The sequence below is a fragment of the Pseudazoarcus sp. NS34 genome (assembly GCF_059703725.1).
In genome coordinates, this window is sequence record NZ_BAAKIZ010000004.1 from 415,273 (window position 1) to 440,621 (window position 25,349).

Here is a 25,349-nt window from a genome sequence, read left to right on the forward strand (position 1 = left end):
GTGGCGCCAGTCTAACTTGGCGGCACGCGCGTCCCGCCCCGCGGCAGCGGTTTCACACGATGGTTCGTGGATTTTCTATCATCTGCTGGTAAATCAGGCTGCGCAGGATCATGCGCTCGTGAGGCGGCATTTCGCCGAACTCGACGCCGTACTGATGAGCCCCCTCTTCGCCACTCACCTTGAGAATGGCGGCATCGGCGGCGATATCGCTGACCACGTCGTGCAGCTTCACCTTGAAGGCCAGGCGCAGCTTGTCGCCCACCGCGCCCAGCACCGACGGCGCCACCACCAGCGCGCCCGTGGCGCTGAGGTTGCCGAGCCTGGCCGTGACCGGATCCCCGGCCGAGGGCGCCGCCTGCGCCTCGATGCCGACACGCACGCGCGTGGCATTGCGGATGACGCTGCCCTGGATACGGTCCGGAAAGCTCAGATGCATGTAATCGAAGGGCCGGCGGCACACGTTGAGCACCGTGCACTTGAAGGCGAAGGCGCTGTTGCGCGAGAAGGCCTGCACGACGACAACTTCGCTCTCGATGAACTCGGCGCGCATGCCGCGCGGCGCGGGCACCGTGACGATGAGGCTCAGATCGTCAACGAAACCGACCACGCGGGAGATGTGTCGCGCGCGGTCGGGATGGCTAGGGCAGTGAATCTGCAGGCGGTCGCCCGGCTGCAGATGCATGTCCCTGAAATGGAATTGCGGGGAGGATTCGTCGCTTGCGGTCGGTGGCGTTTGCGTCATGAACGGCGAAGGCCTTTTCGGGGCGGTGACATGTCACCGCCCGATTATCCATGAAACGCCGCCATTCCGCTGCCATGGCCGATTTGCGGGCAGCTAGTTGCCTTTCGGCCCGAGCAGGAACCAGGCGATCAAGCCGATGAAAGGCAGAAACAGCAGGATCAGAATCCACAACAGCTTGGCAAACGATCCAGCCCCGCTCTTGGCGACCTTGACGATGGCCCAGATGATGATGACCAGCCAGATGAGGCCCAGAATGCCTCCGACTTCCATACCCATGGCGTACTCCCGATGCATTGGTGAAAGGTCATGGTACTCGCGGCGGTGCCGTTGATACATGTCAATGGGGCTTCATCTGCGCCATGTATCATTTCGAAGTGTTAGGGAAACGCTGAATGAATTGCTGCATGCAGGCATCGCCGCGCACTTCATCCGGCCCGCTGCCGCCTCCGGCGCCTCCCGATCGAAACTCTCCTGGGCACGTGAAACACCAAATGAGAATCCGCCTGCCGGTCACGGCCATTGCTGCCGAATGCGAAGAGCGTGCCCTGGGCCGGACCCTGGCCGACGCCCTTTGGCGCGCCGCCCCCATGCTCGTCTGCGGCCCGGCCGGTCTCGGGAAGCACTCCTCCGATGCGTGAGTTTCTGGCGCACCTGAAGCACTCCTTCCGCAATCTGCTGCCGATCATTGCGGTCGTCCTGTTCTTCCAGCTCGCGGTCATGCAGGAACTGCCGGACGGATTGGCCAGCATGAGCTTCGGCCTGCTGGTGGTGGTGTTCGGCGTGGCCTTGTTCCTGCAGGGGCTGGAGCTGGGCATCTTTCCGGTCGGCAAGGGGCTGTCGAACGATTTCGCGCGGCGCGGCTCGCTGCCGCTGCTGATGGTGTTCGGCTTCTGCCTGGGCTTTTCGGCGGTGGTCGCGGAGCCGGCGCTGATCGCCGTTGCAGCGCAGGCCGAGACCATCTCCGAGGGGCGCATCGACGGACTCACCTTGCGCCTGCTGGTGGCGCTGTCGGTCGGCTGCGTGGTGGCCATCGGCGTATTGCGCACCATCCTTGGCCAGTCGCTGCACTGGTACATGATCATCGGCTACGTGCTGGTGGTGTCGGTGACCTTCTTCGCGCCGGAGGAAATCGTCGGGCTGGCCTACGATTCGGGCGGGGTCACCACCAACATCGTCACCGTGCCGCTGATCGCCGCGCTGGGCATCGGCCTGGCGGCGTCGCTGCGCGGGCGCAATCCGCTGATGCACGGCTTCGGGCTGGTGGCGCTGGCGGTGATGGTGCCGATGATCTCGGTGCAGCTCTACGGCATCTGGGTGTACAACTTCGCGGAGGTCGCCGACGTCGCGGGCGCAGCGGCCGGCGCAGTCGCTTTCGCCGACGAGCAGATCGTCGAAAAGACCGCTGGCAGCTACGCGCTGGGCATGCTGACCGATCTGGCCAGCATGTTCCGCGATGTAGCGCCGATCATCATGGTGATCCTGTTCTTCCAGTACATGGTTCTACAGAAGTCGATTCCGCACCTGCCGCGGGTGGTGGTGGGCTTCGTGCTGGTCATCGTCGGGCTGTACGCCTTCGTGGTCGGCCTCAAGCTCGGGCTGTTCCCGATCGGTACCAGCATGGCCACGCAACTGGTGGCACTCGACACCCTGCTGTGGGTCTATCTGTTCGCGTTCGCTATCGGCTTTGCCACCACCATGGCCGAGCCGGCCCTGATCGCCATCGGCAGCCAGGCCGAGGAAGCCGCCAAGGGCAAGCTCAACGGCAACCGCATCCGCCTGCTGGTGGCACTGGGTGTGGCCACCGGCATCACCATCGGCGTACACCGCATCATCACCGGCGATTCCATCCACTACTACATCATGGGTGGCTACGCGCTGGTGATCGCGCTGACCGCCTTCGCGCCCAAGTACATCGTGCCGCTGGCATTTGATCTGGGCGGGGTCACCACGTCGGAAGTGACGGTGCCGCTGGTCACCGCACTGGGCATCGGGCTTGCAACGCACATCGAGGGACGCAGCGTGCTGATCGACGGCTTTGGCCTGATCGCATTCGCGTCGATTTTTCCCATCGTGACCGTCATGCTCTACGCGATCATCGCCGAGCGGGCCACGCACAAAGACGAAGGAGCGACATCGTGAAGTTTTCGGTACTCGTTGCGATCCTCGCCGACGATCTGGAGGACAAGGCCATCGACGTGGCCAAGGAATCCGGTGCGGGCGGCGTGACCATTCTCGATGCACGCGGCATCGGGGCGAAAGAGAAAAAGACCTTCTTCGGCCTGACCTATGAGGGCAGCCAGTCGGTGCTGGTGTTCGTGCTGGAGAAGAAGCTCTCGCTGGCGGTGATGAAAAACCTCACGCGCGAGCTGGATCTCAAGACCAACAGCCGCGGCGTGGTGTTCACGATCCCGCTCGAACACATCGCCGGCATCGACATGGGGCAGATCACGCTGTTCGAGGAAAAACTCAAGGACGACATCTGAGGCTGAAACAGCCCGAGGAGGAAAACATGCTGGTCAAGGACATCATGGTGCGCGAGGTCGTAACGATCTCGCCGCTTGCAACCATCCGCCAGGCGATGCGGGTGATGAAGGAAAGAAAAGTCAAGGCTCTGGCCGTCGAGAAGCGTCACCCGCACGACGCCTTCGGCCTGATCACCTACAACAACATCCTCAAGGCCATCGTCGCCGAGGAAGGCGACATCGACCTGCTCAACGTATACGACATCTGCGCCAAGCCGGCGCTGACCGTCTCGCGCGAGCTCGAGGTCAAGCACGCCGCCAAGCTGATGAGCAACTTCGACATCCGCCGCGTACTGGTCACCGCCGACAACGAACTGGTCGGCATCGTGACCATGAGCGACATCGTCGGCGCGCTGGTCGACATCGCGGATCAAATGGGCTGAGGCCGCGGTGCGTATGAGTTTCGGCTCATATAAGTTTTCCCTGATTTCGGGCGGCTATGGTTCAATTGCGCCCCATGCTTGTCGCCACTGACCTCGCCTGCCTCAAGGGTGATCGCCTGCTGTTTCGCGGACTCGGCCTCGCGCTCGACGCGGGCCGCATGCTGCGCGTGGCCGGCCCCAACGGCGTAGGCAAGACCAGTCTGCTGCGCATCCTGTGCGGGCTGGCGACGCCCGAATATGGCTCGGTACACTGGCACGACGAAGACATCCGCCGTTGCCGCGACGACTTCCATTCCGATCTGCTCTACCTGGGCCACGCGCCGGCCCTCAACGATCTGCTGACTCCGCTCGAAAACCTGCGCTTTGCCATCCATGCCGGGGGCGAGGCGGCGGATGACGCGCGCTGCATCGCCGCGCTGGAACGCATCGGACTCGGCGCGCAGATCGACCTGCCAGCCAAGGTGCTGTCGCAGGGCCAGCGCCGCCGCGTCGGGCTGGCGCGGCTGTTCGTGTCCGGCGAGCGCCCGCTGTGGGTGCTCGACGAGCCTTTCACCGCACTCGATGTAGCCGCCGTGGCCGACCTGGCAGACACGCTCGAAGCGCATTGCGAAGCGGGCGGCGCGGTGGTGATGACGACCCATCAGGACGCACCATTCAAGCGCGCACCCGACGTCCTCGATCTGGCCGAGGTCGCATGTTGAGCGGCGCCGGCGGCGCCTTCGCGGCGGTACTTCGTCGCGATCTGATGCTCGCGTGGCGCGGGCGGGCCGATGTGCTTGTTACACTTGCGTTCTTTGTCGTCGTGGTGTGCCTGTTTCCGTTCGGCGTCGGCGCCGAAACCAACCAGTTGCGCGCCATCGGGCCGGGCGTGCTGTGGGTCGCGGCGCTGCTGTCGACGCTGCTGTCGCTGCACCGGCTGTTCGCGCAGGACCACGCCGACGGCACGCTGGAGCAGTTGTTGCTTACCCCTGAACCAGCCGCGCTGTGGGTAACCGCCAAGATCGCCGCGCACTGGATCGTGACCGGCCTGCCGCTGGTGCTGGCCGCACCGCTGCTGGCGCTGTTGTTTGATGTAGAGCAGGAAGCGCTGGGCGTGCTGACCTTATCGTTGGCGCTGGGGACACCCATCCTGGCGCTGATCGGTGCGATCGGCGCAGCGCTGACACTGGGCCTGCGCGGCGGCGGAGTGCTGCTGGCACTGCTGGTGCTGCCGCTGTACGTGCCGGTGCTCATATTTGGTGCAGGCGCGGTCGATGCCCTGCTAGGCGGCGTGGGCGCAACGGCACACCTGCTGCTGCTCGGCGGCGGCCTGCTCGGCGCGCTGGCGCTGGCACCGTTCGCGTGTGCGGCGGCCCTGAGAATTGCTGTGGAATGAGAAGCCCTGCATGAGAGATCTCGACAACAAGGACCTGCGCGGACGGAGCCTGCTGCGCTTTGCCTCGCCACAGGTGTTCTACCCGGTGGCGGGCATGCTCGCGCCGTGGTTCGCGGGCATCGCGCTGGTACTCACCGTGATCGGGCTATATATCGGCTTCTTCGTAGCCCCCACCGACGCCACGCAGGGCGACGTCTACCGCGTGATCTTCATCCACGTGCCGGCGGCCTGGATGTCGATGCTGGTGTATCTGGTGATGGCCTTCTGGTCGGCCGTCGGGCTGGTCATGAACACCCGGCTGTCGTTCATGATGGCGCGCGCACTGGCGCCAACCGGGGCGATCTTCTGTTTCATCGCCCTGTGGACCGGCGCCCTGTGGGGCAAGCCGACCTGGGGCACATACTGGGTGTGGGACGCGCGCCTGACCTCGCAACTGCTGCTGCTGTTCCTCTACCTGGGCTACATGGCTCTGACCGAGGCCATTGAGGATTCGCGCCGCTCGGATCGCGCAGGCGCCATCATTGCGCTGGTCGGCGCGGTGAACGTGCCGATCATCTATTTCTCGGTGCAGTGGTGGAACACCCTGCACCAGGGCGCCTCGGTGAGCCTGAACAAGGCGCCGTCGATGGCCACCACCATGCTGATGGGCATGCTCATCATGGCCATCGCAGCCTGGGCCTACACGATTGCCGTGGCCTTCTGGCGCGTGCGCAGCGTCATTCTCGAGCGCGAGCGCCATACCGACTGGGTTGGCGCCGAGCTTGAACGCGTGGGGAGCAAGTGATGCAGTGGGAATCGTGGAGCGCGTTCTGGGACATGGGCGGATCAGCAATGTTCGTGTGGGGCAGCTACGGCGTGACTGCAGCGTGCGTCGCGGTGGAACTGTTCTTGCTGTTTCGCCGTCGTAACGACACCGCGCGCCGGCTGCTCAGGCTGCGCCGCGCGGCACCCAAGGGCCATCCGGCGCCCGGCGGGAACGAGGAGATTGTTCGATGAAACCGCGTAGCAAGCGCCTGCTGTTGTTGGGCGGCGCCGTATCCCTTCTGGTCGGGGCGGTTGCGCTCGTGCTGACCGCCTTCCAGGAAAACCTGGTGTTCTTCCACACCCCGAGCGAAGTCGTGGCCGGCAAGGCGCCGCAGGGCCGCACTTTCCGCGTCGGCGGCATGGTCGAGGCCGGCTCGATCCAGCGCCAGCCCGACGGCCTGACCGTGGCCTTCGTCATCACCGACATGGCGCAGACCGTGCCGGTGACCTACCGCGGCACGCTGCCCGACCTGTTCCAGGAGGGCAAGGGCGCGGTGGTTCAGGGTCAGCTCGGAACGGACGGCCGCTTCACGGCCACCGAAGTGCTGGCCAAACACGATGAAAACTACATGCCGGTGGAGGCGCAGTACGCGCTCGACGCGGCGCAGATGAAGAAGGCCGCGGAGAGCGTGCAGCAATGATTGCCGAACTGGGACATTTCGCCCTCATCCTCGCACTGGTGCTGTCGCTGGTGCAGGCCATCGTGCCGATGATCGGCGCACACGGCAATCGCATGGCCCTGATGGCGATAGGCCGCCCGGCCGCCCACGGCCAGTTCCTGTTCCTGGTCTTTGCCTACGCCTGTCTGACCTGGGCCTTCATCCAGAGCGACTTTTCGGTGCGTCTGGCGGCAGCCAACTCGCACAGCGACACGCCGCTGATCTACAAGATCACCGGCGTATGGGGCAACCACGAAGGGTCGCTGCTGCTATGGGCGCTGGCGCTGTCGGGCTGGACCGTGGCCGTAACGGTGTTCAGCCGCCACCTGCCCGAAGCCTTCATGGCGCGCGTAGTCGGCGTGCTGGGCTGGATCAGCGCCGGCTTCGTGTCCTTCACGCTGTTCACCTCCAACCCCTTCGAGCGTCTGCTGCCGGCCGCTGCACAGGGCCGCGACTTGAATCCGCTGCTACAGGATCCGGGCATGATCATTCACCCGCCGCTGCTCTACATGGGCTACGTGGGTTTCTCGGTGGCCTTTGCCTTCGCCATCGCGGCGCTGCTCACGGGCCGGCTGGATGCGGCCTGGGCGCGCTGGTCGCGCCCGTGGACGACGGTGGCCTGGGTGTTCCTGACCGCTGGCATCACGCTTGGCTCCGGTTGGGCCTATTACGAGCTGGGCTGGGGCGGCTGGTGGTTCTGGGATCCGGTCGAGAACGCCTCCTTCATGCCGTGGTTGCTGGGCACCGCACTGATCCACTCGCTGGCCGTCACCGAAAAGCGTGGCGCCTTCCGCAGCTGGACCGTACTGCTGGCCATCAGCGCCTTTTCGCTGTCGCTGCTCGGCACCTTCCTGGTGCGCTCGGGCGTGATTACCTCGGTGCACGCCTTCGCCACCGATCCGGCGCGCGGCCTGTACATCCTGGCACTGCTGGTATTGGTGATCGGCATCTCGCTGGCGCTGTTTGCATGGCGTGCGCCGAAACTCTCGGGCGGCGGAAGCTTTGATCTGGTGTCGCGCGAAACAGCCCTGCTCGGCAACAACGTGCTGCTGGTCGTGGCCTGTAGCGCGGTGCTGCTCGGCACGCTCTACCCGCTGTTCCTCGACGCACTCAACATGGGAAAGATCTCGGTCGGCCCGCCGTACTTCGAAGCCACCTTCGTGCCGCTGATGACGCCGGTGCTGATCCTGATGATGATCGGCCCCTTCGTGCGCTGGAAGGGCGACGACTCCGCCCGCATCGGCCGCATGTTGTGGCTCTCGGCGCTGGCCAGCGTAATCATTGGCGGCGGCGTGGCACTGGCCATCGACCACGTGACGTGGCGCACCGTGCTGGGCCTGTCGCTGTCGGCCTGGGTGCTGCTTGCCAGCGTGCAATTGCTGCGGCGCCGCCTCGGCGAACGACCGGGAACGCCGCTGGGCAACCGCCTGCGCGGCATCCCGGGCGCCTGGTGGGGAATGTGGACGGCTCACCTGGGCATCGGCATCTTCGTCATCGGCGTGACCATGGTCGGCAGTCTCGAGGAAGACCTCGACGTCAAGATGCGCGACGGGCAAACGGCGCAGCTGGCCGGCTATACCTTCACCTTTTTGGGCGCCGAAGAGATCGCTGGCCCGAACTACGATGCCGACCGCGCCGTCATTGAAGTCACCCGCGACGGCCGCATGATCGCAACGCTGACGCCAGAGAAACGCCAGTTCCGCGCGCAAGGCATGCCGATGACCGAAGCTTCAATCGATGTAGGCCCGCTGCGAGATGTCTATGTTTCGCTGGGTGACCAGGTCGAAACCGGGGCGTGGATCGTCAGCCTGCACTACCGCCCGTTCATCAGCTGGATCTGGCTGGGCTGCATCCTGATGGCGCTGGGCGGCATCTTCGCGGCAATGGACCGGCGCTACCGCAAACTCGCCGAACGCGACGCGGCCGATCCGGCCTCGGCCGCATCCGTACAGGCAGGATGAAGACCACCATGAAAGCCAAATTCCTCGTTCCGCTGGCCCTGTTCATCGCGCTGGCCGGTTTTCTGGCCTACGGGCTGACGCTCAATCCGCGCGAAGTCCCGTCGCCTCTGGTCGGCAAGCCTGCGCCCGAGTTCAGCGCGCCGCGGCTCGATGCACCCGAGCAGCAGTTCAAACTAGCCGACATGCGCGGGCAGGTTTTCCTGCTCAATGTGTGGGCCTCGTGGTGCGTGTCGTGCCGACAGGAGCACCCGCTGCTGGTGCAGCTCAAGCGTGAGGGCGTGATCCCGGTGATCGGGCTCAACTACAAGGACGAACGCAACGCCGCCATCAACTGGCTGCGCGACGGCGGCAATCCGTATGCGATGAACGTGGTCGACGCCGACGGCCGCATTGGCATCGAGTACGGCGTGTATGGCACGCCCGAGACCTTCCTGATCGACAAGCAGGGCGTGATTCGCTACAAGCACATCGGCCCGCTGCACGCCGGCGTACTACGCGACGTGTTGCTGCCGAAGATCGCGGAGCTGTCCCGTGAAAGCTGATTCGCTGCGTCACCTGCTGGCGGTCGCAGCCATTGCGTTTTCGACTGCCGCTTTTGCCGCGGGCGAAGCCACGCCGGTAGCCGAAGACCCCAAACTCGAAGCGCGCGTGATCGAGCTGTCGCAGAAGCTGCGCTGCCTGGTGTGCCAGAACGAGACCATTGCCGCCTCACGCGCACCGCTCGCCGTCGACCTGCGCAATCAGGTGCGCGAACAGCTCGCCGCCGGCAAGACCGAGCAGGACGTCGTCGACTTCCTCGTCACCCGCTATGGTGACTTCGTGCTGTACACCCCGCCGTTCCGCACCAATACCCTGCTGCTGTGGCTCGGGCCCGCCGCGCTGGGCGTGTTCGGCCTCGGCTGGTTGAGCCTGCGCCTGCGCCGCCGCGCCGCCGAGGCAAGCACGCCCGAACTGAGCGATGCGCAGCGCCGTCAGGCACGCGCCCTGCTCGGCGACACAGACAACGAAACCCCGCCGGAGTCCCGCACGTGATCGAATTCGTCCTCTTTTCCGCCCTGCTGGTCGCATGCGCGCTGTTGCTGCTCGTGCCGCCGCTGCTCGGCCGCGGTGCGCGCCGCCGGGCCCACGCTGCCAAGCGTGCGCAGGCCGAGGTCACGATCGGGGTGTTGCGCGAACAGCTGGTGGATCTCAAAGCCGAGCATTCCGCCGGCAAGATCGACGACGCCGCGTTTGAACGCAGCCGCGCCGAGATCGAGCAGCGCGTGCTCGAAGAAGGCCTGGTGGTCGAGGACGGCGCCGATCAGCGCCCTGCCGCCGGCTGGGCGCTTGCGCTGATTCTGGTCGTGCCGCTGTCGGCGCTGCTGGTGTATGGCTTCATCGGCGAACCGGATGCACTGAACCCCGAAACCCACGTCGCGCAGACCAACCCGGAAGACGTCACGCCGGAGCAGTTTGCCGGCCTGGTTGCACAGCTGGCCCAGCGGCTCGAGGCCGATCCCTCCGACGAAACCGGCTGGATCATGCTGGCCCGCTCCTACATGATGCTCGGCCAGTTCGACACAGCCGCTCAGACCTGGGCCAAATTGCGCGACAACGCGCCGGATTCGCCCGAAGTGCTGACCGAATGGGCCGATCTGCTGGTCGCCGCGCGGCAGGGCGACTTCGAAGGCGAGCCGCGCCGCCTGATCGAGCGCGCGCTGGAAATCGCTCCGACCCACTTCAAGGCGCTCGCCCTGGCCGGCGCGGCGGCTTTTGAACGTCAGGATTACAAGAGCGCTTCAGCCTACTGGGAACGCATCCTGAAGGAAGTGCCGGAAAGCGATCCGGCCTATGCTTCAGTAATCGCCAGCGTGAACGAAGCGCGCTCACGGGGTGGCATGGAGCTCTTCGATGTGCCACCCTCTGCACGTCTGCTTGGCGTCGACGGCAGTATCAGCCTGGCCGAACGACTCGCCGACAGCCGCATGCCGGCAGACGCCGTGGTGTACATCTTCGCCCGTCCGCCGGAAGGTGGCATGCCCTACGCGGCCATCCGCATCCCGGCTTCGGCGCTGCCGACGCGCTTTGATTTCAGCAACGCCCAGCGCATCAGCGATGCCCCGCTGCCCGACCAGATCGTGGTGGCTGCGCGCATCTCGATGAACGGCGACGCCGCGCCACGCTCGGGCGATCTGGAAAGCGCCACGCAACTGGTGTCGCCTGGCGCCACCAACATTGAACTGGTCATTGATCGGGTGCTCGAATGAAAACCATCACTTCACCGCTACGCCCCGCCCTGTTTGCGATGCTGCTCGGGGTGGCTTTTCCGCTTGCCGCGCAAGAACCCCAGATCGTTCTCACGTGCGGGGGCGTCGGCATCGACGAATCGCAGGCGATGCGTCAGGCGCAACAGTCGCATTCACTGACGATCCTGTTCGCGACAAAAGACGGTGGCTATGTCGCCGACGTGCGCACTTCGGTCGACACCGCGCAATCAGGGGCCGTGGCCTCGAACGAGCGCTGCGGCCCGGTTGCCCACGTCGACGTCACGCGCGCCGGCAGCTATCGCATCCGCGCACAGTTGAACGGGGTCATGCTTGAAGAGACTGTCGATCTGGCGCCGCAAAGCGGCGAGCGCATCGTGATGCGCTGGGCGGAGTGAGGTTCAGCCGCGGTAGTCGAAGCGCACGCGCTTGACGTTGCACAGCACCTCATAGGCAATTGTGCCGGCGCCCTCGGCGACGCGGTTAACCGACACCTGCGGCCCCCACAGCTCGACCCGACTACCCGGCCCGGCCTGCGCGACGTCAGTCAGGTCGACCGTCATCATGTCCATCGATACGCGCCCGATCAGGCGCGTCATCACACCGTCAACGGCCACCGGCGTACCGTCCGGCGCACTGCGCGGATAGCCGTCGGCGTAGCCCATGGCTACCAGCCCGACACGCGTCGGGCGATCGGTGCGGAAACGCGCGCCGTAGCCCACCGGCGCCCCAGCCGGCACATTACGTACCGACAGCACCGCGCTTTCCAGCGTCATCACTGGCCGCAAGCCGTTGCCCTCACCCGGCATGGGATCGGCGCCGTAGAGCATGATGCCGGCCCGCCCCCACTCCGCATGGGCCAGCGGCCAGCCCAGGATGCCGGCCGAATTGCACAGACTGCGCGCTCCGGGCAGATCACGGATGGCAGCGTCAAAGCACCTCGTCTGTTCCGGGGTGACGATCACCTGCGGCTCATCCGCGCGCGCCAGATGGGTCATGAAGGTGATCGCGCCGACCTTGCCGCTGTCCTTGAGACGCTGCCACACCCCGCGCACTTCGTCCGGCTCGAAACCCGCGCGGTTCATGCCGCTGTTGATCTTGAGCCAGACGTCGATCGGCCGCGACAGCCCGACCGCTTCGATCATCTCGATCTGGGCGGCGTGATGCATCACCGGCCACAGATCAAGGGCGGAAACACGTATCAGCTCGTCGGCCGAAAACACGCCTTCGAGCAGCAGGATGGGCTGGGTGATACCGGCCTCGCGCAGCGCCAGCGCCTCGTCAATGAATGCCACCGCAAAACCATCGGCGTCGGCCAGCGCCCGTGCGCATCGCACGGCGCCATGCCCGTAGGCGTTGGCCTTGATGACGGCAAGCGAGCGCGCGCCGTGGCGCGCTCTGGCGAGACGATAGTTGTGACGCAGGGCGTCGAGATCAATGAGGGCGCGGGCTGGTCGCATGGCGGGCATTACTGTGCCACAAGCCGCCCCGCTGGAGACGAATCAGGCGATGCGAAAGCGCGACACCACGTTTTCGAGCGAGCCCGAGGCGCTGCCCAATGCAGTGGCCTCGCCATTGACGCTGCGAGCGGCGGCGTTGCAGCGTTCCGCAATATCTGCCACGGAGTTCACGCTCTCGGCCAACCGGCGCGACGCGGCAAGCTGTTGCCGCAAGGTCACCGCGATCTCCTCGATGGCGTGTTCGACCTCGCCCGACTCAGCCGTGATGCGGTTGATGCTGGTCTCGGCTTCGCCCGCATGCACCGCGCCTGCGCTGGCGCGCTCGACCGCCTGGCTGATGGATTCGAGCGCCCGCTTGCGGGCAATGTCGATGTCGTCGATGAGGCGGGTGATGTCACCGGTGGCGGTCGAGGTGCGTTCGGCGAGCTTGCGCACTTCGTCGGCCACCACGGCGAAGCCGCGGCCCTGCTCACCGGCGCGCGCAGCCTCGATTGCCGCGTTGAGCGCGAGCAGATTGGTCTGGGCGGCGATGTCGCCAATGAGCTGCACCATTTCGGCGATGCGCGCGCTGCGCGAGCCGAGCTCCTCCACGCTGACCGAAGAGTCCCGAATGCTGCGTTCGATGTCGATCATGCTGTCGATGGACGCGCGCACCACAGTGCCGCCGTCGCGCGCCAGCGTGCCGGAACGCAAGGCAATGCTGCGGGCGCGTTCAGCCTCCTCGGCATGGCTTTCCATGGCCGACTCCATCTCGGCGATAGCCGCGGCGAGATGGCCGGTCTCATCACGCTGCCGCGAACTCATGCGGTCGACTTCGTCAGCCAGCGTGGTCAGCGACGACACGATGCGGGCCACGGTTTCGGAGTCCTCGCGCACCTCGCCCATGGTGCGTGCGAGTTCGACGCGCATTTGCTCCACCGCGCCCAGCAACGAGTCACCATCGCCTACCTCAATACGCTGCGCAAGGTCGCCGCTGCCAATGGCGCGCGAAGCAGCAGCCACATGCGCAGCTTCCATGCTGTCAGCCTGCAGCCGCACGGCCATGTACATCAGCATGCCCGCCTCGACCACCACATAGGCCGCATGCACCAGCACGCGCCCGAGAGATGAGCCGGAATCGAAAATGTAGATGCCGAGGTTAGCCGCCTGCAGGTAATTGAACGACAGGTGATGCAAGGCGATCAGCACGGCCGCAGCCAGGATCGGCCGCCAGTCACGGTAGTACAAGAGGAAGGCGAGCAGCACGAAGATGCCGAAGTGGGCCTCGATGGCGCCGCCGGTCTGCTGGATGGTCAGCGCCGAGAAGATCATCAGCGCACAGGCGAAAACGCTGCGGCTGATCACGCTGCCCGGCGCCATGTGATAGATCAGGCCCGGCACCACCACCGCCGGCAGCCCGACTGCCAGCGCCACCAGCCAGGAGCCGGTGGCGTAAGCCACCCCGAGGCTGATCAGCAACAGCACACCCAGACTGACGAGCATCACACGGTCAGCCGACAGCCGCTGCGCGCGCAACAACTCCTCAGTAGTCAATTCCCTGCCATGCATGATCTCGCTCTCCGCAGTGCGACGTTTCAGCGGGTGATACAGACGTCAGCAGCAGGCGAAGTCCAGGCGTGCCAGCCCAGCACGGCGGCGCTGTAGCCCAGCCACAGCAATGCCAGAGCACAGATCAGCAGTCTTCTTCCAGGGTGCGAAGTCATGTCCAGCCGTTCATCAGAAAAAAACGATTTACTGAAGGGCTATCGGCGTAATGCGCTGCGATCTTGAGCGCCTACTCGGTCCGCCGACCGAGCGCGCTCAAGCACGTCATCAGAATCGGCGGACAACTGACATGTCAGAATTAGGAAGGTTCCGCGAGCTCAGTCGGCGTTGAGGAATTCGAGCATGGCCGCATAGGCATCCGGGCTGCCACCGAGCAGGGTGTGGTGCGCGCCGGGCACCACTGCCATGCGGGCGCCACCGATCCCGGCAGCCAGATTGCGCGCCAGTTCGACCGGCGCCTGTCCGTCGTGTTCGCCCGCAATCACCAGTGTCGGCGCGACAATGTTCTGCAGCCGGTCAAAGCAGTCGTGTTGCGCACGCGCCATGAGCTGACGCCGTTTGGCGGCCTCCAGTTCGACGTCGTCGGCGCGGCGAGCGGCGAGGATCATGCGTTCGCGGATCAGGCGCGCGGCCTCTTTCGGGTTATCGGCCTGCCACGCTGGCGTGAAGCGCGCGTCCATCACTTCCAGGCCGCGCCGGGCGCGGGTTTCGGCGTCCAGATCGAGAAACTCCTGGATCGGGTACGACGAACCTCCCGCCCCACCCGAGGTAGTGCCGGCCAGCACCAGCCGGCGCACCTTGCCGGGATGGCGAATGGCCAACTCCTGCGCCACCATGCCGCCAAAGGAGAAGCCCACCACATGCGCCGAAGCAATACTCAACGCGTCGAGGATGCCGGCAGCGTCCTCGGCGTAGTCGGCCATGCTGTATTCGCACGCCGGTTTGTCGCTTTGGCCCATGCCACGCTGGTCGAACAGGATCACCTCAAACTGCTTTGCCAGCGGGCCGTCGAGCGGATTCGGCCGGTCGCGCAGGTCCCATCCGGTACCACCGAGAAACAACAGCGGGTCGCCGCTGCCGCGACGTTCGAGGGCGAAATTCAGGCCATTGGACTGGACGATCTGCATGCACTACTCCGTTCGCATTTTGTAAGCCGTGTCATGGTAGCAAGCCCGCGGGTGCCTTCGGAATCCGGAATTCGCCTTCGGAATGTGGCAAACGGGCCGCAAACCCGCGCTGTTACGAAAAAAGGTCTTGTGTGATCCTGCGCCGTTGTGCAGACTGTCCCTGCCTGAATTTCAGTCGCGAGAGACCATTCGCGCTGGGTTCGCAGGGAGGCGCGCGGAGCGCTGAATCGGGTTTTAGGGGAAGACCTCCAAGGACACCCGAAAGCCGCCGAACACTCACCGCGCATTGCCGGAATCCCGGCGGGATAACGGTTTTAAACACTCAAACTCTGATCGAGGAAAAGCATGAATAAAGGTGAATTTGTCGAAGCCCTGGCTGACCGCATGGAAGTTTCGCGCGCTCAGGCCGATCGTGCCCTGTCCGCCGTGCTGGATCTGATCACCGAGCGCATGGCCAAGGGCGAGAAAGTGGCCTTCACGGGCTTCGGTTCCTTCGAGGTTTCCGCTCGCGCTGCGCGCACCGGCCGCAACCCGCAGACCGGCGCCACCATCAAGATCGCTGCTTCCAAGGTGCCCAAGTTCTCCGCCGGCGCCTCGCTGAAGTCTGCCGTCAACGGCAAGTAAGCGCGCTTCACCGATCAGCGAAAAGGCCCTGCCAACCGGCAGGGCCTTTTCGCTTCTGGCTACACCGGCAGGCGCCTGCGCAGCCGCGTTTCTCTCAGCTTTCGCGCGCCTTGCGGGCTGCATCCACTTCGATCTTGCGCAGTTCGGCCGCCAGACGGTCGAGTACGCCGTTGACGAAGCGGTGGCCGTCCGTGCCGCCATATTCCTTCGCCAGTTCAATGGCCTCATTGATGACCACGCGATACGGCGTCTCGATGTCGTTCTTCAGCTCGAAGGTGGCGATCAGCAGAATGCCGTGCTCGACCGGCGACAGCTCCTCGACACCACGGTGAATGAACGGAGCAAACGCCTCACGCAATTCGGCCGCGTGATTGACGGTGCCACGCAACACGCGCGTGAAGAAGGCCAGATCGGCCTTGTCGAAACCACTGACTTCGGACACGTGGTCTTCGATCATGGATACCGAGTTGCCCGACAGCAGCCACTGGTACACCCCTTGCAGCGCGAACTCGCGCGCGCGTCGACGGGCCGCCTTGCCGCTCATTTCAGCCCCTTGAGCAGTCGCGCCATCTCGACCGCTGCACGGGCGCAGTCCTCGCCCTTCTCGCGCATGCGCGCCAGCGCCTGATCGTCGTCCTCGGTGGTCAGCACGCCATTGGCGATCACCATGCCGGTATCGAGCCCGACACGGTTGATGCCGGCGGCCATCTCGTTGGAGACGATCTCGAAGTGATAGGTCTCGCCGCGAATCACCGCACCGAGCGCTACCAGCGCATCAAAACGGCCGCTCTTGGCCATGGTCTGCAGCACCAGCGGAATCTCCAGCGCACCGGGCACGGTGACGATCTGCATCGCGGCGGAATCAACACCAAGCTTGATCAGTTCGTCGCTGCAGGCCGACAGCAGGCCTTCGCACACGTCCTGATTGAAGCGGCTCATGACGATGCCGACGCGCAGGCCGCGGCCGTCCAGGTTGATCTCGGTTTCAGGAATGTTGTGGAAGCGGGACATTGGTTTTCCGGTAATTGCGGCTCAGTCCTGATCGACGAAGCCGGTGATTTCAAGGCCAAAGCCGGCCATGCTCGGGATCTTCTGCGGGTTGGCCATCAGGCGCATGCGGCCGACGCCCAAGTCGCGCAGAATCTGCGCGCCGACGCCGAACAGGCGCGGATCCCAGCGTGCTGCGGGGCGCTCTTCACCCTGCAGACCGGCGAGCAGGTCGCGGCCTGATTGCGGGCGGTACAGCAGCACCACCACACCCGCCGGCTCGGCGGCGATGCGGGTCAGCGCATCGTTGATCGGGAAGCTGTGGGCGCCGCTCGCCGGGTCGAGGAAGTCGACCACCGAGATCGGCTCGTGCACCCGTACCAGCGTGTCGCGGTCGGCGCGAATGTTGCCGTGCGTCAGCGCAAAGTGCACATCACCCGACGTGCGGTCTTCAAACGCCGAGAGGCGGAACTTGCCCTGCGGCGTGACGACTTCCTTCTCGGTCACACGCGTGACCAGCGATTCATTGGCGGCGCGGTATTCGATCAGATCGCGGATGGTCCCGATCTTCAATCCATGTTCCTGCGCGAACGGAATGAGGTCCGGCAAGCGGGCCATGGTGCCGTCGTCCTTCAGGATTTCGCAGATCACCGCGGCCGGCTCCAGCCCGGCCAGCTGGGCCAGGTCACAGCCTGCCTCGGTATGACCGGCACGGATCAGCACCCCACCGGGCTGCGCACGCAGCGGGAAGATGTGGCCCGGCTGCACGATGTCGTCCGGGCGCGCGGCGCGCGCCACGGCAGCCTGCACGGTGCGGGCGCGGTCGTGCGCCGAAATGCCGGTGGTCACCCCGGTGGCGGCTTCGATCGAGGCGGTAAATGCCGTGCCGTGCGGAGTGCGGTTATTGCGCACCATCTGCTCCAGCCCGAGCTGACGGCAGCGCGCGTCGGTCAGCGTCAGGCACACCAGACCACGGCAATGCTTGACCATGAAGTTCATGGTTTCGGGCGTGATGAACTCCGCCGCAATGACCACGTCCCCTTCGTTCTCACGGTCTTCCTCATCCACCAGGATGACCATGCGGCCCAGGCGGATGTCTTCGATGATGTCTTGGATGGGAGCCAGATCGCTCATACCACGGCCTCCGCACGCCAGGCCTGCATACGTTCAACGTAGCGCGCGATCAGGTCGATTTCGAGGTTCACTTTGCTGCCTGCCTTCAGATGCTTGAGATTGGTCACCGCTACCGTGTGCGGGATCAGGTTGATCGAGAAGTCTGCGCCCTCGACGCGGTTCACCGTCAGGCTCACGCCATTGACGGTGATCGAGCCCTTGCGCGCGATGTAGCCGGCCAATGCCTGCGGTGCGCGGATCACCAGCTCGTGGCTCTCGCCCACCGGCTCGAAACGCTGCACATCGCCAACGCCGTCCACATGACCCGTCACCAGATGCCCGCCCAGCCGGTCGGCCAGGCGCAGCGCCTTTTCCAGATTCACCTCGTTACCGACGGCATCGAGCCCGACGGTGCAGTTGAGCGTCTCACGCGACACGTCAAAACTCATGCGACCGCCATCAAGCGCAACCACGGTGAGGCACACGCCGCTGTTGGCAATGCTGTCGCCGAGGATCACGTCGGACAAATCAAGTTCGGGGGCGTCGACCACCAGACGCACGCCATCGGCAAGCGGAGTGAGTTCGACGATACGGCCTTGGGCGGCCACGATTCCGGAAAACATGGGAGGGGTTCGGTCAGGACGAAGGCGCGATTGTAAGCGAAAACAGGGCGTTGGCCGAGCGCCGCCGCACTCATTCACGCCCGAACGCCCGACACAAGGCAATCCCGCGTTCCCCGTTTCGACCCGAGCCGCTGCCACTTAACACGGCTGCTCGGCGCACGTCACGTTGCGCTCCCGTTTGCCCCCGGGCGGTATCACTTTGGGCGTACCGCACTTGTCATAAATATCCTTTACGAATATCCTCCTCGCATTCTCAAAACCCGCCTTGATTCCGCAAACCGCTTCCGGTGGCGCTCACAGGCTCACCATGGAATGTTTGACGGATGCAGGCAGCAGAAAGCATTTTCAGCACACGTAGCGGCACACTCCCCTCACTTTCCATCGTCCTTTCCGTTGCTGCAGCCTTGCTGACCGGGGCCCCCGACGCCCACGCCCAGACCGCAGCCGAGATCGAAGCCCGCCAGTTGCAGCGCCAGCAGGAACGTGACGAGGCCCTGCGCGAACGCCTCGATGCATCCACCGACGTGTGGCTGCAGGCCCCGCCCGCAGCAAGCGACGGCCGCATTCCCGACAACGAAACACCGTGCTTCCGCATCGATCGCGTCGAGCTGTCCGGCGCCAACGGCAATGCCGCGCGCCTGCTGGCCGACGTCACCGGCGGAGCCGACCCGGCCATCGGGCGCTGCCTGGGCACGCAAGGAATCAACGAAGTCATGCGGCGCGTGCAGAACGCGCTGGTGGCCGACGGCCTGATCACCACCCGCGTGCTGGCCCAGCAGCAGGACCTCACCAGCGGCACGCTCGCACTCACCGTGGTGCCCGGCCGCGTGCGCAGCGTGCGCTATGCCGACGGCAGCACCGGCCGCATACACCCCGCTGCCGCCATGCCGGCACGGACCGGCGAGCTGCTCAATCTGCGCGACATCGAACAGGGGCTGGAGAACCTGCGCCGTCTGCCCAGCGGCGATGCCGACATCCGCATCGAGCCGGGCGAGGCGCCGGGCGAGAGCGACATCGTGATCGAACGCAAGCAGAACTTCCCGCTGCGCCTGAGCCTCGCGCTGGATGACTCCGGCTCGCGCAGCACCGGCAAGTACATGGGCGCGCTGAGCCTCGCCTGGCACAACCCGCTGGGGCTGGGCGACCTGTTCCACGCCAGCCTGATCCACGACCTGGGCGGCGGCGAGCGTGGCCGGCGCGGCACCGAAGGGCATTCGCTGCACTACTCGGTGCCGTTCGGTTACTGGCTGTTCGGCGTCAACACCAGCGCCCACGACTACCACCAGACAGTGGCGGGCATCGTGCAGGACTACCGCTACAGCGGCCGCAGCGAGCGCTTCGACCTACGCGCCTCGCGCGTCGTGCAGCGCAGCGCCACCGGCAAGACCACGCTGTCGCTCGGTGCGTACCTGCGCAAATCACGCAACTACATCGACGACGCCGAAATCCTGGTGCAGCGCCGCCGCAGCGCCGGCTGGGAGGCAAGCATTGCGCACCGCGCCTACCTCGGCGCAGCCACGCTCGATGTGGAAGCCACGTGGCGCCACGGCACCGGCGCATTCCGCGCGCAGTACGGCGAGGGGGCCGACCGCCCGCGCATTCTCACCGCCCGCGCCAGCTTCGGCGTGCCGTTCAAGCTCGGCAATACCCGATGGCGCTACCAGGCCGACCTGCGCGGCCAGCGCGAGCGCAGCCGGCTGCTGCCGCAAGACCAGTTCTCGATCGGTGGGCGCCACACCGTGCGCGGCTTCGACGGCGAGCAGGTGCTCTCCGGCGAGCGCGGCTGGCTGCTGCGCAACGAGCTGTCGGTAGCGCTGGGCGACAGCGGGCAGTCGGCCTTTGTCGGCCTTGACCACGGCCGCACCGGCGGCGACGCCGCTGCCAGCCAGCCTGGCCGCCGCCTCACCGGCGCGGTCATCGGCCTGCGCGGCAGCTACCGCGCGCTGCAGTACGAAGTCTTCACCGGCCGGCCGCTGAACAAGCCCGGCGGCTTTAGCACCGGCTCCACCGCTTCCGGTTTCAACCTCGTTTGGACCTTCTGACGGCGCCGCTGCGCCCGGACTTCTCGCACAGGTAACGACATGAACGCCACGCTTCACCGCATCGTCTTCAACCGCAACCGCGGCCAGCTCATGGTCGTTGCCGAAAGCGCCCGCAGCTCCAGCGGCGGCACGCCGCGCAGCCGTGGCGCCGGGCCTGCGCGCACCGCCACCTCGGCCTTGCGCAAACTCACGCTGGCCACCCTGCTGACGCTGGCCTGGCCCGCCCACGCCCAGATCGTGGCCGACCCCACCGCCCCGACCGGCCAGCAGCCGCACGTGCATGCCGCCACCAATGGCGTGCCGCTGGTCAACATCGCCCGCCCCACCTCGGCCGGCGTGTCGCGCAACACCTATTCGCAGTTCGACGTCGAGCAGCAGGGCGTGATTCTCAACAACGCCCGTACCAACGCGCAGACGCAGCTTGGCGGCTGGGTGGAAGGCAACGTCAACCTCAGCTCCGGCTCGGCACGCATCATCCTCAACGAGGTGAACTCCAGCGATCCCAGCCATCTGCGGGGTTACATCGAAATCGCCGGCACGCGCGCCGAAATCGTCGTGGCCAACCCCTCGGGCATCACCTGCAACGGCTGCGGCTTCATCAACGCCGACCGCGCCACGCTCACCACCGGCCAGGCCGTGATGCTCGATGGCCGCCTTGACGGCTACCGCGTGGAAGGCGGCCAGATCATCATCGAAGGCGCCGGCATGGATGCGCTGCGTGCGGACTTTGCGTCGATCATCGCCCGCGCCGTCGAGATCAACGCCGGCATCTGGGCCAATGACCTCACCCTCACCGTCGGCCCCGGCCTGCGCGCGCCCGACGGCACGCCCGGCGTCGATGTGGCCGCAAGCGATGCCGCGCCCGCCTTCGCCATCGACGTGGCCGCGCTGGGCGGCATGTACGCCGGCAAGATCACCCTGATCGGCACCGAAGCCGGTGTCGGCGTGCGCAACGCGGGCGAGATCGGCGCCAGCGCGGGGGAGATCGTCGTCACCGCCAATGGCCTGCTCACCAACACCGGCATCATGAGCGCCACCGGTGACATCCGGCTGACTACGGCCGACGCCACCAACCGCGGGCTGATCTCGTCCGCGCAGACGCTGGACATCACCATCGCAACGCTCGACAACGCCAACACGCATGCCGACGATCTGGGCCTGGAAGGGCGCGATGTGCGCATCACGGCCAGCACCATCGACAACCAGCACGGCGCCGTGCGCGCCGACCGCGACATCGAGATCACCAGCAGCGGCAGCCTCGACAACCGCAATGGCCTGATCAGCGCGCTCGAGGAAGTCGCCATTCGCGACCCGCAGGGCACGCTGGCCATCACCAACACCGGCGGCTTACTGATTGCCGGCGAGCAGCTCGATGTGGCCGCCGCCAGCCTCACGGGCGACGGGTCGCTGCTGTCACACGGCGACCTGAGCCTGCAACTGGGCGGGGATTTCGACAACGAGGGTGATGTCGCGGCCAACGGCAATGTCACGCTCGATGTTGCCAACGCCCTGAGCAACCGCGGCCGCATCGAAGCGGGCAGCGCACTGCAACTTGCCGCCGACAGCGTCGACAACCAGAGCGCCGGCAGCCTCTCCGGTGACAACGTCGACCTCACCGCCGACACGCTGACCAACCGCGGATTGATCGACGGCAACACGGTGCAAATCGCCACCACGCGCAGCGACAACCTCGCGGGCGGGCGCATCTACGGTGGTGATCTGGCCATCGCCACCGACGTCCTGCATCAGGACGAAGAGGGCGATGTCGCCCCGGTCATCGCCGCGCGCAACCGGCTCGACATCGGCGTGGGCACGCTCACCAACCGCAACGACGCGCTGATCTTCTCGGCCGGCGATCTGACCATTGGTGGGCAACTCGACGAGAGTGGCCGCGCCGCCGGCAGCGCCACGCTGGCGAGCAACCACGGCGCCACCATCGAGGCGCTGGGTACACTCGACATCGCCGCCGCCGACATCCACAACAGCAACGCCGGCCTCGTCACCAGCCAAGAGGTGCTGGAGAGCCGGCTCATCCAGGAAGTGCAGCCCGAGGGCTGGTCACAACGGCTGGATGTCTCGTTCTTCCCGAGCATCTTCAACCACCGCGTGGAGAAGCAGCCCTACGTCGTCGACGGCGTGGTCGTGGGCCGCTTCGAGGACTACACCTTCTACGAATACACCGAGACCAAGTCCATCACGCGGGTCGAGTCGTCCCGCCCCGGCGACATGGTGGCCGGGGGCAACCTGTACCTGACCGGCAACGTCGACAACCACGACAGCCGCATCCTGGCTGGCGGGGCGCTGGTGCACACCGGCGGCGACCTGATCAACCATTCGAGCGAAGGCGCCCGTACCACGTCCTACGACGGCTGGCGGCAATTCCGCGACTGGGACGGCAACGACGAGGAACTGGAGTTCGGCGGCAAGCACGCCTTCAGCCCCGCACCCATCCTCGAGAGCTTCAACCTCGACATCGCGCGACTTGAAGACAACCAGAGCGTGACCGGCAGCGGCACCACCCTTGCCCCGCTCTCGGTCGGCGGCGCGGGTGGCGCAGCCTATGGGCGCAACACCCTGTTCCGCCCGGCTACCGACCCGACCGCCACCTACCTGATCGAGACCGATCCGCGCTTTGCCAACTACGGGCAGTGGATCTCCAGCGACTACATGCTGGGTCAGCTTGGCCTCGACCCGTCAGGCATGCAGAAGCGCCTCGGCGACGGCTTCCACGAGCAGCAACTGCTGCGCGAGCAGATCGCCGGCCTCACCGGCCACCGCTTCCTCGACGGCTACGCCAGTGACGAGGCGCAGTACGTGGCGCTGATGAATGCCGGCATCACCTACGCGCAGGAATGGGGCCTGGTCCCCGGCGTCGCCCTCACCGCCGCGCAGATGGCCGCGCTCACCACCGACATGGTCTGGCTGGTCGAACGCGACATCACCCTGCCCGACGGCCAGACCGCCCGGGCGCTGGTGCCGCAGCTCTACGCCCGCCCCGGCGTGGGTGACCTGCGCCCCGACGGCGCATTGCTGGCCGGTGACATACTCAACGTGCAGACCAGCGGCCAGGTCGCCAACCTCGGCACGCTGGCCGGCCGCAAGCTGGTCGTGCTCGAGGCCGACCGCATCACGCACAGTGGAGGCCAGATCCACGGCGACATCGTTCATCTCGAAGCCGCCAACGACTTGCGCGTGATCGGCGGCAACATCACCGCCGGCCAGTCCATGAGCCTGTCGGCCGGCACCGACCTGCAAATCGCCAGCACCACGCGCGACACCGACAACTTCGCGGCTGGCGACTTCACCCGCACACACATTGATCGGGTCGCCACGCTGCACGTGCAGCAGCCCGGAGGCAAGCTGCAGCTCGCCGCGGTCGGCGACATCTCGCTGATCGCCGCGCAACTGCTCAACAACGCGCCCGCCGCCAGTGGCGAAGGCGGCACGGATGCCGGCTCCACCCGCATCCTGGCCGGCGGTGACCTCATGCTGGGCACCGTCACCGAGGCCACCCGCAATCACACCGGCGCCGGCCGCGACATCAACAACAGCGGCTCGCGCACCGACGTGGGCACGCGCATCGACACCACCGGCGACATCGTGCTCTCGGCCAACATGGAAACGGGCCGCATCGACATGACAGCCGCCAACCTCTCCAGCGCCGAGGGCGGCATCGCCGCACAGGCGGCGGACATCACCATCGACGCCGGCAGCGAGCACAACTACAGCGACATCTCCTTCGAGAAGTCCAAGAGCGGCTTCCTGTCGTCGTCCAAAAAGTACCAGCGCGACAGCTTCGAGAGCACCACCGCGGTCGGCAGCACCCTGTCGGCCGAAACCGTCACCCTCGTCGCCGGCCAGGATCTGTCGGTGCGCGGCAGCGACGTGGTGTCCACCTCCGGCACCACGCTGGTGGCCGGGCGTGACCTGACCATCGAAGCCGCCGAGGAAACCCACCTCGAAACCCACATCCTGCAAGAGAAGACCTCCGGCATGTTCAGCGGCGGCGGCGTGGGCGTGACCATCGGCTCGCGCGCTTCGAGCAACGAGGCCGACACCACCACCACGCTCGCCCGAGGCAGCACCGTGGGCAGCGTCGAAGGCGACGTCACCTTGCTCGCCGGCCAGAATTACCGCCAGGTCGGCTCCGACGTGCTCGCCCCGCAAGGCGACATCAACATCGCCGCCGAACGCGTCGACATCGTCGAAGCGCGCGAGAGCAGCCTGCACACGCAGGAGACCAAGACCAAGCAAAGCGGGCTGACCATTGCCATCACCGCCCCGGTGATCACCGCCGTGCAGACCGCGCAGCAGATGCACAGCGCCTCGAAAGACACCGACGACAGCCGCATGCAGGCACTGGCCGGGGCCACCACCGCGCTGACCGCATACAACGCCTATCAGGGCATGCAGAACCCGAACACCTCGGGTGGCGGCGTGGGCATCTCCATTACCGTTGGCGGCAGCAAGAGCAAGGACACGAGCAGCGTCACGACCGACACCGCCGCCGCTTCCACTGTGGCGGCCGGGGGCGATGTGACAATTCGCGCCAGCGGCGCAGGCGAGCAAAGCGACATCACCGTGCAGGGCAGTCAGATCAGCGCCGGGCGCGACCTCACCCTGATCGCCGAGGACGACATCAATCTGCTCGCCGCCGCAAACACCGCCAGCGTGGAGCGCTCCAGCCAGAGCAGCAGCAGCGGAGTGGGCGTGGCCATCACCTACGGCTCGGACGGCTTTGCCTTCGGCATCACCGCCAACGCCAGCGCCGCACGCGGCAACGCCGAGGGCGACGATCTGATCTGGAGCAACACGCATCTGTCCGCGGGCGAGACGCTCACGCTGCGCTCGGGCGACGACACCACGCTCAAGGGGGCCGTTGCTTCGGGTGAGCGGGTGGTGGCGGACGTGGGCGGGGATCTGGTGATCGAGAGCCTGCAGGACATCAGCACCTTTGAGAGCCGCGACAAGAGCGCAGGTGGCTCAGTCACCATCGGCTACGGCTTTGCCGGCAGCGTGCAGGTGGGCCAGGCGAAGATCGACAGCGACTTTGCGAGCGTGGCCGAGCAGTCGGCCCTGCGTGCGGGGGACGGGGGCTTTGACGTGCGGGTCGGTGGCGACACCACACTCACGGGCGGG

General features: G+C 66.0%; 26 protein-coding genes. 16 read left to right on the forward strand and 10 right to left on the reverse strand.

The features are described from left to right. Window positions 1-52: 52 nt before the first annotated feature. Entirely contained in the window at window positions 53-682 is a 630-nt protein-coding gene (locus tag AC6H0N_RS15345) for a flagellar brake protein (protein ID WP_497574998.1), read from the reverse strand. A 153-nt stretch (window positions 683-835) separates the two neighbouring features. Further along, window positions 836-1,018 carry a PLDc N-terminal domain-containing protein gene (locus tag AC6H0N_RS15350; protein ID WP_497574999.1) on the reverse strand — a complete coding sequence of 61 codons (183 nt, stop codon included), beginning with the start codon at window positions 1,016-1,018 and terminating at the stop codon, window positions 836-838. 354 nt (window positions 1,019-1,372) lie between these two features. Between AC6H0N_RS15350 and AC6H0N_RS15355 the strand changes: the two genes are divergently transcribed. From AC6H0N_RS15355 to AC6H0N_RS15415, 13 genes are all read left to right on the forward strand, one after another. Continuing rightward, entirely contained in the window at window positions 1,373-2,881 is a 1,509-nt protein-coding gene (locus AC6H0N_RS15355; protein ID WP_497575000.1) for a DUF1538 domain-containing protein, read from the forward strand. After that, entirely contained in the window at window positions 2,878-3,225 is a 348-nt protein-coding gene (locus AC6H0N_RS15360; protein WP_497575001.1) for a P-II family nitrogen regulator, read from the forward strand. Before AC6H0N_RS15355 ends, AC6H0N_RS15360 begins: the two co-directional genes overlap by 4 nt. Window positions 3,226-3,251: 26 nt before the next feature. After that, complete coding sequence (locus AC6H0N_RS15365) at window positions 3,252-3,647, forward strand: CBS domain-containing protein (RefSeq protein WP_497575002.1); 396 nt, start codon at window positions 3,252-3,254, stop codon at window positions 3,645-3,647. Window positions 3,648-3,721: 74 nt separating this feature from the next. After that, entirely contained in the window at window positions 3,722-4,348 is a 627-nt protein-coding gene (gene ccmA, locus AC6H0N_RS15370; RefSeq protein ID WP_497575003.1) for a cytochrome c biogenesis heme-transporting ATPase CcmA, read from the forward strand. After that, window positions 4,342-5,022 (forward strand): heme exporter protein CcmB, encoded by a 681-nt coding sequence (gene ccmB / locus AC6H0N_RS15375; protein WP_497575004.1) that lies wholly within the window; start codon window positions 4,342-4,344, stop codon window positions 5,020-5,022. Before ccmA ends, ccmB begins: the two co-directional genes overlap by 7 nt. A gap of 10 nt (window positions 5,023-5,032) precedes the next feature. After that, window positions 5,033-5,806, forward strand: a complete 774-nt coding sequence (gene ccmC / locus AC6H0N_RS15380; RefSeq protein WP_497575005.1) for a heme ABC transporter permease CcmC — start codon at window positions 5,033-5,035, stop codon at window positions 5,804-5,806. Continuing rightward, window positions 5,806-6,018, forward strand: a complete 213-nt coding sequence (ccmD, locus tag AC6H0N_RS15385) for a heme exporter protein CcmD (RefSeq protein ID WP_497575006.1) — start codon at window positions 5,806-5,808, stop codon at window positions 6,016-6,018. Before ccmC ends, ccmD begins: the two co-directional genes overlap by 1 nt. After that, the gene (gene ccmE, locus AC6H0N_RS15390; RefSeq protein ID WP_497575007.1) at window positions 6,015-6,467 is read left to right on the forward strand and encodes a cytochrome c maturation protein CcmE; all 453 of its coding nucleotides are present in this window, start codon (window positions 6,015-6,017) and stop codon (window positions 6,465-6,467) included. Before ccmD ends, ccmE begins: the two co-directional genes overlap by 4 nt. After that, complete coding sequence (locus AC6H0N_RS15395; protein ID WP_497575008.1) at window positions 6,464-8,446, forward strand: heme lyase CcmF/NrfE family subunit; 1,983 nt, start codon at window positions 6,464-6,466, stop codon at window positions 8,444-8,446. The genes ccmE and AC6H0N_RS15395 overlap by 4 nt, the downstream gene beginning before the upstream one ends. 8 nt (window positions 8,447-8,454) lie before the next feature. Continuing rightward, window positions 8,455-8,988: a DsbE family thiol:disulfide interchange protein gene (locus AC6H0N_RS15400; RefSeq protein ID WP_497575009.1), complete on the forward strand. Its 534-nt coding sequence runs from the start codon at window positions 8,455-8,457 to the stop codon at window positions 8,986-8,988. Beyond that, window positions 8,978-9,478: a cytochrome c-type biogenesis protein gene (locus AC6H0N_RS15405; protein ID WP_497575010.1), complete on the forward strand. Its 501-nt coding sequence runs from the start codon at window positions 8,978-8,980 to the stop codon at window positions 9,476-9,478. The genes AC6H0N_RS15400 and AC6H0N_RS15405 overlap by 11 nt, the downstream gene beginning before the upstream one ends. After that, entirely contained in the window at window positions 9,475-10,692 is a 1,218-nt protein-coding gene (ccmI, locus tag AC6H0N_RS15410; protein WP_497575011.1) for a c-type cytochrome biogenesis protein CcmI, read from the forward strand. The genes AC6H0N_RS15405 and ccmI overlap by 4 nt, the downstream gene beginning before the upstream one ends. Next, a complete protein-coding gene (locus AC6H0N_RS15415; protein WP_497575012.1) occupies window positions 10,689-11,087 on the forward strand; it encodes a hypothetical protein in 399 nt (132 codons plus the stop codon). Before ccmI ends, AC6H0N_RS15415 begins: the two co-directional genes overlap by 4 nt. A 3-nt stretch (window positions 11,088-11,090) precedes the next feature. Here the strand turns inward: AC6H0N_RS15415 and alr are convergent, their stop codons facing one another. The 4 genes from alr to AC6H0N_RS15435 all read right to left on the reverse strand — a co-directional run bounded on the left by alr (window position 11,091) and on the right by AC6H0N_RS15435 (window position 14,821). Then, on the reverse strand, window positions 11,091-12,149 hold the full coding sequence (gene alr / locus AC6H0N_RS15420) for an alanine racemase (RefSeq protein WP_497575013.1): 1,059 nt from the start codon (window positions 12,147-12,149) through the stop codon (window positions 11,091-11,093). Between the two features lie 42 nt (window positions 12,150-12,191). Next, a complete protein-coding gene (locus AC6H0N_RS15425) occupies window positions 12,192-13,697 on the reverse strand; it encodes a methyl-accepting chemotaxis protein (RefSeq protein WP_497575014.1) in 1,506 nt (501 codons plus the stop codon). Window positions 13,698-13,723: 26 nt separating this feature from the next. After that, window positions 13,724-13,852, reverse strand: a complete 129-nt coding sequence (locus AC6H0N_RS15430; protein WP_497575015.1) for a hypothetical protein — start codon at window positions 13,850-13,852, stop codon at window positions 13,724-13,726. Between the two features lie 159 nt (window positions 13,853-14,011). After that, entirely contained in the window at window positions 14,012-14,821 is an 810-nt protein-coding gene (locus AC6H0N_RS15435) for an alpha/beta fold hydrolase (protein ID WP_497575016.1), read from the reverse strand. 345 nt (window positions 14,822-15,166) lie between these two features. On the opposite strand from AC6H0N_RS15435, the gene AC6H0N_RS15440 reads away from it, so the two are divergent. Further along, a complete protein-coding gene (locus AC6H0N_RS15440; RefSeq protein ID WP_497575017.1) occupies window positions 15,167-15,445 on the forward strand; it encodes an HU family DNA-binding protein in 279 nt (92 codons plus the stop codon). Window positions 15,446-15,539: 94 nt separating this feature from the next. Here the strand turns inward: AC6H0N_RS15440 and nusB are convergent, their stop codons facing one another. Genes nusB through AC6H0N_RS15460 form a run of 4 tightly spaced genes read right to left on the reverse strand, consistent with a single transcriptional unit; the run spans window position 15,540 to window position 18,168 of the window. Continuing rightward, window positions 15,540-15,989, reverse strand: a complete 450-nt coding sequence (gene nusB / locus AC6H0N_RS15445) for a transcription antitermination factor NusB (RefSeq protein WP_497575018.1) — start codon at window positions 15,987-15,989, stop codon at window positions 15,540-15,542. Beyond that, window positions 15,986-16,456 carry a 6,7-dimethyl-8-ribityllumazine synthase gene (gene ribH, locus AC6H0N_RS15450; RefSeq protein ID WP_497575019.1) on the reverse strand — a complete coding sequence of 157 codons (471 nt, stop codon included), beginning with the start codon at window positions 16,454-16,456 and terminating at the stop codon, window positions 15,986-15,988. Before ribH ends, nusB begins: the two co-directional genes overlap by 4 nt. A gap of 21 nt (window positions 16,457-16,477) precedes the next feature. Next, window positions 16,478-17,566 (reverse strand): bifunctional 3,4-dihydroxy-2-butanone-4-phosphate synthase/GTP cyclohydrolase II, encoded by a 1,089-nt coding sequence (ribBA, locus tag AC6H0N_RS15455; RefSeq protein WP_497575020.1) that lies wholly within the window; start codon window positions 17,564-17,566, stop codon window positions 16,478-16,480. Then, window positions 17,563-18,168, reverse strand: a complete 606-nt coding sequence (locus AC6H0N_RS15460; protein ID WP_497575021.1) for a riboflavin synthase — start codon at window positions 18,166-18,168, stop codon at window positions 17,563-17,565. Before AC6H0N_RS15460 ends, ribBA begins: the two co-directional genes overlap by 4 nt. A 323-nt stretch (window positions 18,169-18,491) precedes the next feature. On the opposite strand from AC6H0N_RS15460, the gene AC6H0N_RS15465 reads away from it, so the two are divergent. Together AC6H0N_RS15465 and AC6H0N_RS15470 are read left to right on the forward strand one after the other, a co-directional pair. Continuing rightward, window positions 18,492-20,210 carry a ShlB/FhaC/HecB family hemolysin secretion/activation protein gene (locus AC6H0N_RS15465; RefSeq protein WP_497575022.1) on the forward strand — a complete coding sequence of 573 codons (1,719 nt, stop codon included), beginning with the start codon at window positions 18,492-18,494 and terminating at the stop codon, window positions 20,208-20,210. A gap of 39 nt (window positions 20,211-20,249) precedes the next feature. Continuing rightward, window positions 20,250-25,349, forward strand: a 5,100-nt coding sequence (locus tag AC6H0N_RS15470; protein WP_497575023.1) for a hemagglutinin repeat-containing protein, incomplete at its 3' end; no start/stop codon positions are given.

Bases quoted from the DNA above. Each gene is read 5' to 3' on its own strand.
- AC6H0N_RS15345 (WP_497574998.1), bottom strand. From the start codon at position 682: ATGCATCTGCAGCCGGGCGACCGCCTGCAGATTCACTGCCCTAGCCAT.
- AC6H0N_RS15350 (WP_497574999.1), bottom strand. From the start codon at position 1,018: ATGGGTATGGAAGTCGGAGGCATTCTGGGCCTCATCTGGCTGGTCATC.
- AC6H0N_RS15355 (WP_497575000.1), top strand. From the start codon at position 1,373: ATGCGTGAGTTTCTGGCGCACCTGAAGCACTCCTTCCGCAATCTGCTG.
- AC6H0N_RS15365 (WP_497575002.1), top strand. From the start codon at position 3,252: ATGCTGGTCAAGGACATCATGGTGCGCGAGGTCGTAACGATCTCGCCG.
- ccmA (WP_497575003.1), top strand. From the start codon at position 3,722: ATGCTTGTCGCCACTGACCTCGCCTGCCTCAAGGGTGATCGCCTGCTG.
- ccmB (WP_497575004.1), top strand. From the start codon at position 4,342: ATGTTGAGCGGCGCCGGCGGCGCCTTCGCGGCGGTACTTCGTCGCGAT.
- ccmC (WP_497575005.1), top strand. From the start codon at position 5,033: ATGAGAGATCTCGACAACAAGGACCTGCGCGGACGGAGCCTGCTGCGC.
- ccmD (WP_497575006.1), top strand. From the start codon at position 5,806: ATGCAGTGGGAATCGTGGAGCGCGTTCTGGGACATGGGCGGATCAGCA.
- ccmE (WP_497575007.1), top strand. From the start codon at position 6,015: ATGAAACCGCGTAGCAAGCGCCTGCTGTTGTTGGGCGGCGCCGTATCC.
- AC6H0N_RS15395 (WP_497575008.1), top strand. From the start codon at position 6,464: ATGATTGCCGAACTGGGACATTTCGCCCTCATCCTCGCACTGGTGCTG.
- AC6H0N_RS15400 (WP_497575009.1), top strand. From the start codon at position 8,455: ATGAAAGCCAAATTCCTCGTTCCGCTGGCCCTGTTCATCGCGCTGGCC.
- AC6H0N_RS15415 (WP_497575012.1), top strand. From the start codon at position 10,689: ATGAAAACCATCACTTCACCGCTACGCCCCGCCCTGTTTGCGATGCTG.
- alr (WP_497575013.1), bottom strand. From the start codon at position 12,149: ATGCGACCAGCCCGCGCCCTCATTGATCTCGACGCCCTGCGTCACAAC.
- AC6H0N_RS15425 (WP_497575014.1), bottom strand. From the start codon at position 13,697: ATGCATGGCAGGGAATTGACTACTGAGGAGTTGTTGCGCGCGCAGCGG.
- AC6H0N_RS15430 (WP_497575015.1), bottom strand. From the start codon at position 13,852: ATGACTTCGCACCCTGGAAGAAGACTGCTGATCTGTGCTCTGGCATTG.
- AC6H0N_RS15435 (WP_497575016.1), bottom strand. From the start codon at position 14,821: ATGCAGATCGTCCAGTCCAATGGCCTGAATTTCGCCCTCGAACGTCGC.
- AC6H0N_RS15440 (WP_497575017.1), top strand. From the start codon at position 15,167: ATGAATAAAGGTGAATTTGTCGAAGCCCTGGCTGACCGCATGGAAGTT.
- nusB (WP_497575018.1), bottom strand. From the start codon at position 15,989: ATGAGCGGCAAGGCGGCCCGTCGACGCGCGCGCGAGTTCGCGCTGCAA.
- ribH (WP_497575019.1), bottom strand. From the start codon at position 16,456: ATGTCCCGCTTCCACAACATTCCTGAAACCGAGATCAACCTGGACGGC.
- ribBA (WP_497575020.1), bottom strand. From the start codon at position 17,566: ATGAGCGATCTGGCTCCCATCCAAGACATCATCGAAGACATCCGCCTG.
- AC6H0N_RS15460 (WP_497575021.1), bottom strand. From the start codon at position 18,168: ATGTTTTCCGGAATCGTGGCCGCCCAAGGCCGTATCGTCGAACTCACT.
- AC6H0N_RS15465 (WP_497575022.1), top strand. From the start codon at position 18,492: ATGCAGGCAGCAGAAAGCATTTTCAGCACACGTAGCGGCACACTCCCC.